Raw genomic sequence first — 13,076 nt, 5'->3', positions numbered from 1 at the left:
GAGTGGACCGTATGGTTTGTTAGTGGATTACGCTCACCGCCGCCATATCCGGATGGAGGTGGAGCGAAGCGGAGCCGGAGGCCGGATATGGCGGTGAAGCCGTTTCTGGTGCCGGTGGTCGGTATCCCAGGCTGCTGTGCGGACGGACGGTGTTGTACAACGCGGCGTCGCAACGCCCACGGGACCGAAGTTCGAGAAGTTCTTTATCGCTGGCATCCCTGGTCAGGGTGTCGTGTTCACGTTCATGAGAAGGTCGTGCGGGCGGGTCAGGATAGACTTCGCTGCAGCAAGACGGGAGCGACGTCGGACCGGTGGCTCGAGATTCCTGCATGGATGTTCGACCACGCCGCTTGCGCCCTGACGCGCATAGGCGCGTCGCCCCAGGTTGACGTCGGCGCGCTGAGCGCACTGGCCAAGCTTTTGCGAACGGCAAAGCCGGTTTCGGCATTATCGGTTTTGAGCGCAGCATCGAGCCCTCACGACTCACATTCGGGAGGTCTCAATGGCTTACAAGTCCAAGGTGTTGCAGCTCGATCTGTTTTCCTGTCCCCGCAATTCCGCGATAACCCCGACACCAAGATGGGACACGCTGCCAGCGCAGACGCGCCAGACATTGACGTCGCTGATCGTGCGCCTGCTGCTCGACCACGTCAACGATCCCGTCATGGAACAGCGGGAGGTGCGTGATGATCTGTGAGAAGATTGGGCCACAGCATCTCGACCGCAAGGCGATCCTGTATGTGCGGCAGTCCTCGGCGCATCAGGTCCTCCACAACCGAGAGAGCAGTGCCCTGCAATACGCCATGCGTGACCGTCTCACAGCGCTGGGCTGGTCGCAAATCGAGACGGTCGATGACGATCTTGGTCGATCCGCGGCAGGCGGCGTGACGCGCGCCGGTTTCGATCGGATGGTTGCCGAGGTCTGTCTCGGCAAGGTCGGCGCGGTCGCGGCGCGAGAAGTCTCACGCTTCGCGCGCAACAGCCGCGACTGGCAGCAGCTTATCGAGATGTGCCGGGTCGTCGATACGGTTCTGATCGACCAGGAGACCGTGTACGCCCCGCGCCAGGGCAATGACCGGCTGCTGCTCGGCCTGAAGGGCAGCCTCAACGAGTATGAGCTGGATCTCCTGCGCCAGCGCTCGCTCTCGGCCCGCTACGAGAAGGCCCGGCGCGACGAACTGATCGTTGCCGCCCCGGTTGGCTTCGTGAAGGCTGGCGACCGGATCGAGAAGGATCCCGACCGCCGCATCCAGGAAGCCATTACCCTTGTCTTCGACAAGGTGGCCGAACTTGGCAGCGCACGGCAGGCACTGCTCTGGTTCATCGAGCATGGGCTGGATCTGCCCGCAAAGCGCAACAACGGCGATGTCGTGTGGCGTAGGCCGAGCTATGCTACCATTCCCCGATTGTGCAAGCAAAGTGCTCCATTGGCACCCACTATTATCAACAAAAAATATTAAAATCAACATCTTACATAAAATACGCCCACCTACGACAGAGCGCGAAATTGGCGTGGATTGGCATGTTTTGGCGGGCAAATTGCCCCAAATTTGCCCCAAGAAAATGCCTCGGAAACCGCGGCACACTCCAGCATGTGTTGGCGTACTTTGCTAGCGCCCGCCAAGGCTTCCAACAGTGCGCCACAGCACCCCGTGCGTCTACGCCCCTGCTCCCTAGAATGGGGGCCCAATGTGGCACCGGCCCGGCCCACGTTGGCACCCACGGCATCCGCCACCGTTCGGCCACCGATATTGCCAATTCCGGCGTGCCGATCAAGGTAGGCATGGCGCTCACGGCGCAGAAGACCGTGGCGACGTTCATGGGCTACGTCCACACCCAGGATCAGGAAGAACGTGAAGCCAGCGACGTAGTGGCGAAGCTGCGCAAGCTGATCGCCAGCGGCCAGCAGGCCACGCCGGCCAAGGCCGAGGAAGCGGCAGAAGTGCCGCAGGCGCTGGCCGAGCTGTTCAAGCTGTTGAAGCGTTCGCCCGAACTGCTGCGCGGGCTGGAAGCCACGTGATGCCGCATCAGTTTGCCGGGAATTGTCGCGACAGTGGCGCGACAATTCCCCGTCCGCAGACCCAGCACCGAATTGTCGTATCAGCGATACGACAATTCGCGCAGCCGGCAATCGGCGCGCACTACGCTGGAACGCGCCCTGGCAAGTTTCCGGCGTCGCCAGCATGCGGCATCCTTCCATCATTTGCGGATGGACGCCCGCGATGCCGCTTGAACCGACACCTTTCTATCGAATGCACTTGGCCGGCCTGGGCCAGCCATGGCGAGCCAACCTGACCGGCCTTACTGATCTCGCGGATAACCGGATCGGGATGCGGCGGGACGGTGTGAATCTGGATCTGGCCGATCACTCGACACCACATGGTCTTCGATCTGGCTGCGCCTATCCTCCCATGGACACATCATGCCACTGAGTGGTATAGTGAGAACAACGATGCGAATCTTCAAAACCCGCCACTTCCAGCGGTGGATGCGCAAGACGGAGCTGAGCGATTCCGCTCTGCGCAAGGCTGTCCTGGAGATGGCTGCCGGGCTGATCGACGCCGACCTCGGCGGCGGCGTGATGAAAAAGCGCATCGGACTGGCCGGGCGCGGCAAGCGCGGCGGAGCGAGGACGTTGGTCGCCACCAACAAGGGCAACCGCTGGTTCTTTGTATTCGGCTTCGAGAAGAACGAGCGGGACAACATCCACGACGATGAATTGCAAGCCTTGCAGGACTACGCCGCTGATTTGTTGAAGCGCACGGCTGCGCAACTGGATGAAGCCGCTGCCGACGGCACTTTGCTGGAGATCACCGATGACTGACAAAGCCAAACCCAAGAGCCGCATCATGGAAGCGGTGCATGAAGGCGCCAGTGACCTGCATCGCCTGGGGTTCATCGACAAGCGCAAGATGCAGAAGTACGACCTGCTGTGCCTGAAGCCGGTGCAGGATTACGACGCTGCCAAAATCAAGGCGCTGCGCGAGCGCCTGCAACTGAGCCAGGCCGTCCTTGCCTCGGTGCTCAATACCAGCGCGTCCACCGTCCGCAAGTGGGAAGTGGGCGACAAGCGCCCCAGCGGCCCATCGCAGAAACTGCTCGACATCATCGAACGCAAGGGACTTGAAGCCGTGCTCTGAACGCCGGGGACGCATCGCATTCGATCCTTGCGAGAGAAGAACTCTCCGAACAAAGATCGGCGCTATCCGGTGATGATCGAAGCGCCGGACGCCTGACCGACCCGGCCGAACAGAACCCGCCAGTGATGGCGGGTTCTGCGTTTCAGGGAGTCAGCGCGGCGCAGCATCCACGCCTGGCGAAGCCGCAGCCGGCCGCGAAGGCGGCGCCTTGGCATGCTCGCCTTTCTTGAATCCCCGATCCCCTGCCATGAACGCCTCCAGCATGTGCGGGATCAGTGTTGCCGCATCGACCGCCTCGCCATAGGTCAGCGCATAAAGCTCGGCATAACGGTCAAGATCGATTTTCAGGCTGGCCGGACATGCGAAGGTCAGCTTCGTGACTTCTTGGCGAGGCAGAGGGCCAAGCCGCAGTTTCCTGGTCGTGCTCATCGGGAAGTCCCCTTGTTAAAAAACAGTGGCTGGTAGGACCGCAGTACGAGATCCCTGTTGACGATGATGCGAACCGGCAGGCCCGGCCGTTCGGTCAAGGTGGGCTGGATGTTCAGGTTGCGCCGGGTCATCTCCTGGCCGACCTGATTGATGCTGTCCTGCGCACTGTCGCGCCCGGCGATGATGACGCGATCGCCGTCCTGCCGGTTCTCCGGTGCGGCCAGTTCGGCGCCAACGCCCAGCAGCGTTGTCAGCACGGCGCCGGCGAAGATGCGATCCCAATGCCAATCGACTTCATCCTCCAAACCGGCATAGCCGGCCGGGTCGGTGCCGGCCAGGTTGTCGAGCGTCAGCGATGACGTGTCGGGCAGGATGATCCGGTTCCAGACGACTTGAACGCGGCTTTGCCCATAGCTGACCTGGCTGTTGTAGCGGCCCAGAATGCGCGAGCCTTGCGGGATCAGCAGGACGATGCGCAAACGCGGCGAGCTGGTGGAACGCAGCTTTGCCCATGTCCTGGACCGGGGCGGCATGCGCCGCGCATGGCTGCGTGGGCGCGAAAACCTCCACAAGAGGTATCTGATCCACGTCGCCGGCTTCAACCTGGGCATCCTCATGCGCGCACTGTTCGGATGTGGCACCCCAAGGGAGGCCGCCAGCGCTTCACAGGCGTTTTTGATCGTCGCTCAGACCGAAAACGCGCTGATCTTCGCCCTCGTCGGCCAAGTCGCAGCCGAAGCCGGCGTGCTGCTGATCATCATGTCTGCGGGGCCGGGCTGAGCGCCGTCCCGAAAAATCGACTTCGGCAGCGGGCTGTTAACGTCAACAACCTGTTCGACAAGAAATACTACCGTTCTCTGACGGGGCAGTCGGGCCTTGGTTATCCAACGAGCGTCTATGGCGACCCCCGTAACGCGATGGCGACGGTGCGCTACCGCTTCTGACGCCATAGCCTTGAACAGCTACATTTCTCAGATGCCGGCGGCATCGGTCGCGACGAGGTCATTCCGACAGTCGATGGCGCGGCTGCACACCTGGGTGGGACTCCTGCCCGGGTGGTTGCTTTTCCTGATCTTCCTGTTCGGGACGACATCGTTGTTCCAGCAGGAGATTTCCCTTTGGATGCGGCCGGAGTTGCGCGGTACGACCGTTACGCCGGTTGCGCTCGACGCCGCCTTGACATTTCTCAAGCGGCAGGCCCCGGGCGCGGCGAGTTGGACGATCACGTTGCCGCCAGCACGCGGCGGCGAGCCACCCCATTCCCGTGCGGCCTTCCCTATCGTGACTATCAGATCCGAAAGATCCGCTTCGAGATCGCCCCCTCTGAAGCCTGCTTCTCTCGGTGGAGCCGCAGCAGCGCCGCCCGAAGCGCCGAACGAGAATGCCGGGGAGAGATCGGTTCTCAGGCGCTTCGATCATAAAGATCGACGTCCCCTCCACCTCGGCGGCATCCCGCATCGTCACCAGCAACACGGTCTTGCCGACACCGCGAAGACCGTAGAGGACACTGGGACGCGCGGCGCGGCCCATGCGAATGCGATCCAGCGCGACAGCGTTGCGGTTCATTCTGCCCCAAAAACGCCAGATCTGGGGTAATACGCGGCACGGTCTCGTCACCGGCGATGACGACTGTCATGCCAAGCCGCGTGATATCGTAGAGCTTGCGGCGAAGTACCGACAGCGTTTCATCGCGGGCCTCCCCCTCAGCCCTGGTGCCGAGGACGATCAGCTTCTACCCACTCTCGCGCCAGACCTCGGCTAGTTTGACGCCCAGTTGAGTGTTTGCCTTCGCCAGAGCGACAACATGGTCGAGGATTGACTGACCTGTTCATCTCGCGTGGCCCACCCGAACACATACGCTGAGATAGTAGCGCCGAGCTCATCACCAATGCCGTCCAGCAATGGCAGCCTAGGATACCAGTCACCCAGGAAACGGCGACACTGCCATATCCGGCCACCGGTTCCCGCTTCTCGTCGCCCCTATCTCGGTGCGTCGATACCGGTTGCTGCGAACACCTTCGGTCCGAACCTCACGCGCATGTGGGTTGCGACCTTTGTTGCATAGGCCCGCTGTCGCCAGGCGGTGGGGCTGTGATAAGTGCCGATGGCCTTCCAATAGTCGCCTGTAGCCTCCAGTCCGGAGATGAATATCCAGCGCGCCGCTTCGACATTGAAGCAGGCATCGTAGCGCAGCCAATGGCGGACCTGATGCTCGGACCTGCCGATGAGGCGGGCGATGCGGGGCACCCACCATGAGTTGATCTGGAGCGGTCCCAGGTCATGCGTTCCGTTGGTGTTGGCGATTTCGGCTCCGATCCAGCCCGCCTCCTGCTTGCGCAGTCCCCAGAGGGTCTTTTCGAGCCAGCCATAGCCCCGCGCAGCAATGCGGATGCAGCGCGCGAGCTCGGCCGCCTCCGCCGATCCTCCACGCTGTGCCAGTGCGGGCGTTGGCGCGAGAACAAGCGAGAGCGACAAAAGCGAGGCGATGCCGATATAATAGCGGGGTCGCTGCGATCGTGAGCAGGACAGCGCGTTCATGACGACGTCCGCCTGAAAGCGATGGTTTCTCTGGGGCGACGAGGTTCACACAGGTCAGGTAAGAACGGCGCCCCCGTCAACAGGGCGAGCAGTTTCTGGCCTGACACGATCTGGATACCCGTCGCACCATCGACAACGGCGCGACTCATCCCGCCGGTGCGGCCGGTATGAATGAACAGGCCGCGCTGCCTTCTGGTGGCGCAGAGCTGGGCAAAGTCCCAGACATGTTCGGGCCTGATGGCGTCTTTGTAGCGCTTGGCCTGGATCAGGAAGCGTATTCCATCGATGATGACTTCGCCGTCGACGCCGCCGTCACCCGTATAGCGGCAATTGCGGATGACGCGGTGCCCGCGCCGCTCGAAGGCTTCGAGCAGCAACTCCTCGAACGCGAGCGGGTCCATGGCGCGGAACCGCGCATAATGGAGCGCGACCGGCTGATCGCGGTCCCGCCCCCGCAGTTGCTCGCACATCTCCCGGGCCTGCCGCCGTCGCCATCGATGGCGGATGGGGATGCGGTCGTGACGAAAGAGAAGCGCCAGCAGTGCGGTGCAGAGGATCAGAATGAGAACAAGATTCAGATTCATGGGTAACCCTCCTATCGGTCGTGTCCGCTGCCATGATCGCCATGGTCATGCTGCGGTTGAGGTGCTGGCTGGTGAACATGATGGGGCGCGCTGCCACGCTCGGTGGATTCGGGCGCGCGATCGCGATCGAGAGTGCCGCGCAGGAAGCGGTCGACCAAAACGGCAGCCTCTTGCGCGCGACTGGCAAGGCTGTCAGCGAAGCCCGGCGGGCCTGTGTTACCCCGCCCCTGCCGGCGCTGTTCGCGCTCGGCGTTGCGTTCGTCCCGTTCGCGGGCATTCGCCTCGCGCGACCGATCGTGGCGTTCCTTGTGGCGCGCGCCCCGCTGCTTGTGGCTGTCGGCCTTGAGCCGGCCAAGCCCTTCGAGCGTCGAGGTCTTCTCGCCCGAGCGCGACGCCAGCTTGGCCGCAAGACGTGTCACATCCTCGGTCCACAGCTTCACACCATAGCGAGCGCGGGTGATCGCAGTGTAATAGTTCTGGCCGTTGACCAGACCGGATTCGACCGGCGCCAGCACATAGGTCCGCGGGTAGCTTTTCGACTGGGAGGAATAGACAGTTTCCGCGTAGCCGTGGTCCCAGGTCCTATGAGCGGACAGGTCCACATCCTGCACACGCTCGCCGCGGTCCCATTTGATAGTGGCAATCGTCCCGTCGAAGGCCAACACAGTGCCACGCTCGGCGTTCTTGACGCCGATATCCTTGTTGACGAGCCGCCACTGGATGCGGTCCCCCTCGCCGAGCTGGCGCTGCTCGGTCAGGAAGACGTTGACGTGCGCCGCTTTGCCAAGCCGGGGATTCCATTCAATCTGACGGCCATGCTCGTCGGCCAGGCGCACGACCTGGCGGCCATTATTATTCCGCCCAATCCCGACCACGCGATATTCCGCGTCCCGGGCGATTCCGAGACCCGCGTAGTCGCGCGCAAACTTGAGCACCTGGCCTTCAGTGTAGAAGCGGGCGATCTGCTTTTCCTGATCTGTCATGCCCGCCGGCGTCAGGACTTCGAGCCGGTGATCATTGGCCGCGACCGCGCCCTCGCGTTTCAGCACTTCGCGGATGTGGCTGTTGACGATCAACCGGGTCGCATTGTCGAGCACAAGGATATTGGTGGCATTGCGCGCAGCGGGCCGCAGCCGGGTCCACTCGACGACGATATCCTTGGCGAGAGCCTCTGCGGTCTCCCCGGTGTTCACACGATCGAGCGCGGCAAGCGAAGCCGCATAGTCGCCCTTGCGCGCCATCGCCACCGACTCTTTCGTCGTCCTGGTTTGCTGGCGCATGGGATCGAGAAGTTGACTGGTGGGCAGTCCCAGCTGCTGAAGGAGCCAGAACGCCTTGCCCTGCTCGATCGCACCGGTCTGCTTGTTGTCGCCAAGCAGGATGAGCCTCGCGCCGGTCGCGCGGCTGATCTCCAGGATGCGCAATGCCTGACGGTTACCGAGCTGGCCCGCCTCGTCGAGCACAAGAATATGCCTGTCGGTGATATTATGGCCGCCACCGGCGAGCAGTGAGGCGACCGTGCGGGATTCGATATTTGCCTGGTTACCCAGTTCTGCCGCTGCCGAAGACGTCGGCGCAAGTGCGATTGTCATGTAATCGTCGCGGGTCGCATCGACCAGCGCGCCGACCAGGGTCGATTTTCCTGCGCCCGCGACGCCGTGGATCGCGACAAGACGGTTGTTGCCCGTACCGATCCCTTCGAGCGCGCGCGCCTGCTCTTGCGTCAGACCGGCAGCAACCGCGGCCTCTGCCAGCCGCTCGGAGCTGGCGACGGGAGAGGCATCGCCCATGGCGAGCGATAGATGTTCCGACAGGGCCAGTTCCAGTTTCGCGGTCCGCCGCGACGAGCGTCCCCGTGGAAGCGGTTGATCGCCGGTCTGGCGTACTGTGCGGAGCAGCTTGCGATCGGCTTCCTGAGCATCGAATATCGGACGCACGTCACCGAACCGGACCTCACCGACATGGGAGGCGAGCGCGGTGCGGTACAGCCGCCCGATATTGTTGACCGCTTCACGCGTCTCGCTTTGCCGGATTCCGAATAGCGCAGCGCGGCGGGCGACGCCCGGATCAGTCTCGATCGTGCGTTCGCCGCGCTCCGCGACGGCCGCCATGAGCTTGTCGAGATCCTCGCGCCAGGGTTCGGCACGTTTGTTCCACCGCTCCTGGAGGTCCTCCAGTCCGATCTTTTCCTTGGCTTTGCGCGTCTCGAAGAAGGATATGCGCCGAGCAGCCTGTCCGGTGAGGCAATGTTCCTTCGCATGGGCGTTTATCTCCTCTGCCCGCTGCGAATATTCGCGGATCATTTCGCCGGGGACGCCGGCTACCTCGAACAGACCGCGGCGCGGATCGAACACAATCTCGTGACCGAGCTCACGCACGTCATGGGCTAGTTCGTTGCGATAAATCTGCCCAGTAACGAGCTGTTCCGCGAACATCGAACGCGTCTCGAGGCTCGACATCCGGTCGCCACGAAGATGGTTGGTCATGTTGAGGACGACGACATGGGTATGAAGGTGCGGATCGAGGTCGCGGCTCGCATGTTCGGTGAAGCGGGCGAAGAGAAGCCGGCCGGTCGTTTCATGGACGATCTCGCCCTCGACGCGGCGGCGCAGTTCGGCATGCTCTTCAAGATGGGCCAGCGCGACGCCAACCGCCCGTTCATGCGCTGCGATGATCCGCTCGTCGCCCGTCACCAGCGCCAGGATCGAGATCGACTTGGGGGCGCTGATGTTGAAGTCCCAGCCGGGATGGTGCTGGATACCTTCCTTGCGGCGCCGACCGAGTTGCTGGTCGCCGACCTTGCCGGCCAGCAGTTCCTCGAACTGTTTGGGATCGACCTTGCCCGACAGGCCGAGACCGGGAGCAAGCTTGCCACCCCATTCAGACGGTTCGTCGCCGCCCTTGGTATAATAGTCGCCGATCGTATAGTAGCGGCTGATATTGGCGGCCGTGCCCTTGAGACGGCGGGGATGTATCATGCCGGCTTCGCCTTCTCGCGCGGTCCTTCGGACCGGCCATGGCTATCGAGCGATACGCGAAGGGTCCCCCGCCGCGCGCCCAGCAGTGGGATGGGCGTCGCGACCACGTCGTCCGCATCAGCATGGTCCTCGATCGGCAAATCGCCCTCGCCCATGTCGGGATCAGGATGATCCGGAGGTATTGTGCTTTTGTCGTGACCGGCCGCCTCTTCGGGGATCGGCACACCGGTCGTCTCGTCCACGGGTGGAGGATCGTTCGGGCGGTTGAAAAAGTCGCCCTGCGGCTTCCCGGGTGTCGGTCTTGCGCCTTGGTCCGATGAAGCCTCTCCTTTCCTAGCGGCCGTTTGTCGTGCTTGCGCCGCCCGGCGACTTTTCCGTGTCTCGCATATGATCTTCTCGCCGATCGGCAGTCGCTTGGGCGGTTCGTTCCGTTCGATGAAGGCGGGTGCGACCGTTGGCAGGAGATTGAAGCGATCAGTGAAGCGCACGACGGGGAGGTTGCGACCGAACCGGAGAAACCCCGAAAGGTTGGGCAGGTGGTTGACCTCGGTGTCCATCACCAGCGGGCGGGTCACCTGCATACGGCTTAAGTTCACCCCGTCGCGCATGTCGTTGACGCCGTAGGACATGCCCTCGTTCGCCTCGACTTGCTCGACCCGGCCGAGATTCTTGGAGATGAGTTCCGAGGTATCGGAATCGTTGGCCCGGAGCGCCACCCAGGTCGAGCAGTAGCCGGTGATGGCGGCGGCATCCTCCTTGCCGTAGGTGGCATTGAGCTGGGGATAGGACTGGAACCCCAATATGCCGCAGCCCCCATATTTGCGCGCACGGGCCAGGAAGTCGGATAGCGAAGGAAGCTTCTGAAGCGTCGGCAACTCGTCGATCACGCAATAGAGCCGCCGGTTGCGATCGGGCGTAAGGCTCATGATCGCGCTGATCGCGATATCGAGCCAGACGGTGATGAGGGGACGCAGCGAGGGAAGCTGGTCGGCCTTGACGGTCACGAACAGCCAGCTGTCGTCCTTCTCGTCCTCGACCCATTTACGGATCGAGAAACCGTCCACCGTATCGTCAAGATAGGAGAAACTGCGCATGACCGAGGCGAGCTCGGCCTGGACGCCGGCAGAAGTGCGCTCCCCTTCCGAGGAGATGAACGCGGCGGCATCAGTGCCCTTCACATAGGCGGCGAGGTCCGCGACCGGGGAGCGGAGCACGCGGTCGAGCAGGATCGAGATGAGGGTGTGCTTCTGCCGGGCAAGCTTGCGCAGGACCGCGACCAGCGTACCGCGTGCTGCCTTCGACCAGAAGGGATCGCCATGCTTGTCGGGGATGGTAGATTCCGCGATCTGGTCGTAGTGATACTCCTGCGGGACATCGACCCAGGGGCTCCAGATGTCAGTGCGCTTGTCCAGCGGGTTAAGGAGGATGTCGCGTCCGGGGCGGTAGAATTTCTCGACGAAGCTCCCGGCGGTGTCATAGACGATGGCCCGCTTGCCCTGCTTGCGGATCCCAGCGAGCATGGTGGTGATGAGGTTGGTTTTCCCCGTGCCGGGGGCGCCGACAAGCAGGATATGCTCCGGCTCGAAGGCCTCTGGCACCGCGACGCCGCCGATGTTGAGCGCCCCTTTCTTCTGCCCCCGGAGAGCACGGCGGACTTCCGAGATCGTCCCAAAGCGGGCGCCGCGAATATATTCGTTGGACCCGAGGCCGCGTCCTGTCCGGGTAAAATAGAACCAGGCGAAAACCAGCGCGGCGAGTGCCCCCATACCGGCAATGGCCGCCCCATGGATGAGGTCGGTTTCGAGTTTACCGAGCGCCTTCTTACCGACGCGGGATTCGATAAGGGCGTCGGCCGACGTCCAATATTCCCGACCGTCCGGGGTGCGGAACAGCATGGGGTCACTGGTTCCTCGCGCGGTATCGGCCTTGAAGCTGGCCTCCGCCATCTTGACCAGAACGAAACGCTGATACTCGCTCGACTTCTCGAAGGCATACCAGCCAGTCCCCATCGCCCACAGGACGATCCCCGCGACCACGGTCTGGAAGAAGACCTGGGTGGTCATCCTGACATTGTGGACGATCGCCTGACCACCGCGGGTCCATGAGCCCAATGTGTCGTTACGGAAGATGCTCATGATTGCGCCCTCCCCCGAACAGAGGCATCCGGGACCGCCTGATCCTTCAGTTCGGGGTGAGACCCGGACGGCAGAAGGAAGCGATCGCCGCCATCGCCACCGTGGCAGGAGCCTCTAGTGGGGGACAGGGAGCCGACAAGCGCGCCCGTGACGGGGGTATCCCCACGCCCGCTCATGGCTGGTCCTCCGGCCCGAGCAGGCCCTTCGCTTCGAGCAACGCTTTGGCGTCGGCCATGCCCTGCTCGAGCGCTTCGGGCGACCGACGGCGTACCGATGCCGCGACGATCGAGAGTGTCTGTATGACGCAGGAGAGGATTTCGTCCTGCGTCGTATAGACGTAGCCGCCGCGAGGGTCGGCGGCCTGGTCGATCGCAGGGCGGAGGAGTTCGGCAACGCTGATGCCGACTTTACGAGCACGGCGCTGCAGCCGCTCGCAAAGCGCATCGTCTATCCGGATTGTGATCCTTGCCAACGTGGGCGCTCCATCAGGAGCTTCGGCAAGGAGATCACGACGCAGCCGCAATATAGCGCGGATGGACGGCAATCACAATAAAATCGACGTGGCAGACGCGTCTGCCAGCAGAAAACGGCGGAAATGCTGGGGGTTTGGGACGCCGCTTTCTGGGGCGGCAGACGTGTCAGCCACTTTTGTGGTTTTTTGGCTGACGCGTCTGCCAGCGCAAGGCACTGATTACAGGGCCGTTTTCGGCCACAGCACCCGTGCGTACGGTGCATTACAAACCGCGCAGCGCGTGCGTCGCTTGCCCGCAGCGACAGCGTCGCTGCGTCATCTCTACCGCTGCCGGGCGCACCCTTGCGGTTTCGGTCGATGTGGGGGAATTTGCCGCGCTATGCGGCGGGGGTCGCTTGTGGCGCGTGTGCGCCTGTGCGACAAGGCGGGCGTGACGAGTGGGCCAGCCTGAACAAGGAAACTGGTCATGCCGAAAATGTCTGAACGCGATAAGCTCGCCGATCTGGAAGCGCGCGAGAAACGTATTGCGAGCGAGATTGCCGCAACGCGCCAGAGGCTGCGCGATCGCTATGCGGGAATCGTCACGGCGCTGCCGGTCGAGCAAGTGTCGGAACGCGAGTTCCGCGACGTGCTGGGCCATGTGTTGCGGCTGGGCGGTGCTGCCGCGCTGGCCGCGCTCAAGGGGGCATCGGTTGCGCCCGATGCCTCCCGTTCGGGGAAAGCGCCAACGGCCCAAGCGCCCGCGAAGGGAGACAACGGCGCGGCTGCCGTTCCCGGCGCGGGGACGTGAGACTGTCGGC

15 protein-coding genes and 1 pseudogene are annotated in these 13,076 nt (G+C 63.1%); 8 read left to right on the top strand and 8 right to left on the bottom strand.

Annotation, left to right across the window (positions count from 1 at the left end):
• Nucleotides 1-19: 19 nt before the first annotated feature.
• Nucleotides 20-157: pseudogene (locus GR702_RS08500) on the bottom strand (IS3 family transposase); the annotation flags it as partial.
• Between the two features lie 345 nt (nt 158-502).
• Between GR702_RS08500 and GR702_RS08495 the strand changes: the two are divergent.
• The 5 genes from GR702_RS08495 (at nt 503) to GR702_RS08475 (ending at nt 3,140) form a co-directional block, all read left to right on the top strand.
• Nucleotides 503-697, top strand: coding sequence for a hypothetical protein (locus GR702_RS08495; RefSeq protein ID WP_069709770.1), 195 nt, complete (start codon nt 503-505; stop codon nt 695-697).
• Entirely contained in the window at nt 687-1,460 is a 774-nt protein-coding gene (locus tag GR702_RS08490) for a recombinase family protein (RefSeq protein WP_237449631.1), read from the top strand. Before GR702_RS08495 ends, GR702_RS08490 begins: the two co-directional genes overlap by 11 nt.
• 218 nt (nt 1,461-1,678) lie before the next feature.
• Nucleotides 1,679-2,020 carry a hypothetical protein gene (locus GR702_RS08485; protein WP_474100219.1) on the top strand — a complete coding sequence of 114 codons (342 nt, stop codon included), beginning with the start codon at nt 1,679-1,681 and terminating at the stop codon, nt 2,018-2,020.
• 402 nt (nt 2,021-2,422) lie between these two features.
• Nucleotides 2,423-2,824 carry a type II toxin-antitoxin system RelE/ParE family toxin gene (locus GR702_RS08480; protein ID WP_237449630.1) on the top strand — a complete coding sequence of 134 codons (402 nt, stop codon included), beginning with the start codon at nt 2,423-2,425 and terminating at the stop codon, nt 2,822-2,824.
• The gene (locus GR702_RS08475) at nt 2,817-3,140 is read left to right on the top strand and encodes a helix-turn-helix domain-containing protein (RefSeq protein ID WP_160985496.1); all 324 of its coding nucleotides are present in this window, start codon (nt 2,817-2,819) and stop codon (nt 3,138-3,140) included. Before GR702_RS08480 ends, GR702_RS08475 begins: the two co-directional genes overlap by 8 nt.
• 150 nt (nt 3,141-3,290) lie before the next feature.
• Here the strand turns inward: GR702_RS08475 and GR702_RS08470 are convergent, their stop codons facing one another.
• Entirely contained in the window at nt 3,291-3,569 is a 279-nt protein-coding gene (locus tag GR702_RS08470; protein ID WP_160985495.1) for a DUF2274 domain-containing protein, read from the bottom strand.
• Complete coding sequence (locus GR702_RS08465) at nt 3,566-4,048, bottom strand: TraB/TrbI/VirB10 family type IV secretion system protein (RefSeq protein WP_474100218.1); 483 nt, start codon at nt 4,046-4,048, stop codon at nt 3,566-3,568. Before GR702_RS08465 ends, GR702_RS08470 begins: the two co-directional genes overlap by 4 nt.
• Between GR702_RS08465 and GR702_RS08460 the strand changes: the two genes are divergently transcribed.
• Nucleotides 4,041-4,349: a hypothetical protein gene (locus GR702_RS08460; protein WP_202408153.1), complete on the top strand. Its 309-nt coding sequence runs from the start codon at nt 4,041-4,043 to the stop codon at nt 4,347-4,349. The genes GR702_RS08465 and GR702_RS08460 overlap by 8 nt on opposite strands.
• A gap of 174 nt (nt 4,350-4,523) precedes the next feature.
• Complete coding sequence (locus GR702_RS08455; protein ID WP_237449629.1) at nt 4,524-5,165, top strand: PepSY-associated TM helix domain-containing protein; 642 nt, start codon at nt 4,524-4,526, stop codon at nt 5,163-5,165.
• Nucleotides 5,166-5,549: 384 nt separating this feature from the next.
• Here the strand turns inward: GR702_RS08455 and GR702_RS08450 are convergent, their stop codons facing one another.
• From GR702_RS08450 to GR702_RS08430, 5 genes are all read right to left on the bottom strand, one after another.
• Nucleotides 5,550-6,107 (bottom strand): lytic transglycosylase domain-containing protein, encoded by a 558-nt coding sequence (locus GR702_RS08450; RefSeq protein WP_048575778.1) that lies wholly within the window; start codon nt 6,105-6,107, stop codon nt 5,550-5,552.
• Nucleotides 6,104-6,691: a restriction endonuclease gene (locus GR702_RS08445; protein ID WP_048575779.1), complete on the bottom strand. Its 588-nt coding sequence runs from the start codon at nt 6,689-6,691 to the stop codon at nt 6,104-6,106. The genes GR702_RS08450 and GR702_RS08445 overlap by 4 nt, the downstream gene beginning before the upstream one ends.
• A gap of 11 nt (nt 6,692-6,702) precedes the next feature.
• On the bottom strand, nt 6,703-9,669 hold the full coding sequence (gene mobF, locus GR702_RS08440; RefSeq protein ID WP_048575780.1) for a MobF family relaxase: 2,967 nt from the start codon (nt 9,667-9,669) through the stop codon (nt 6,703-6,705).
• The gene (locus GR702_RS08435; protein ID WP_048575781.1) at nt 9,666-11,804 is read right to left on the bottom strand and encodes a type IV secretion system DNA-binding domain-containing protein; all 2,139 of its coding nucleotides are present in this window, start codon (nt 11,802-11,804) and stop codon (nt 9,666-9,668) included. The genes mobF and GR702_RS08435 overlap by 4 nt, the downstream gene beginning before the upstream one ends.
• A gap of 172 nt (nt 11,805-11,976) precedes the next feature.
• A complete protein-coding gene (locus GR702_RS08430; RefSeq protein ID WP_048575782.1) occupies nt 11,977-12,276 on the bottom strand; it encodes a ribbon-helix-helix domain-containing protein in 300 nt (99 codons plus the stop codon).
• 466 nt (nt 12,277-12,742) lie between these two features.
• Here GR702_RS08430 and GR702_RS08425 point away from each other — a divergent pair, with 466 nt between their 5' ends.
• Complete coding sequence (locus GR702_RS08425) at nt 12,743-13,066, top strand: hypothetical protein (RefSeq protein ID WP_048575783.1); 324 nt, start codon at nt 12,743-12,745, stop codon at nt 13,064-13,066.
• Nucleotides 13,067-13,076 lie beyond the last annotated feature (10 nt).

It is taken from the genome of Novosphingobium silvae, from assembly GCF_009856825.1.
In the GTDB taxonomy this organism is placed as follows: Bacteria; Pseudomonadota; Alphaproteobacteria; order Sphingomonadales; family Sphingomonadaceae; genus Novosphingobium; species Novosphingobium silvae.
Note: the sequence above shows the minus strand (reverse complement) of the source record. Positions and strands in the feature narration are given on the sequence as shown.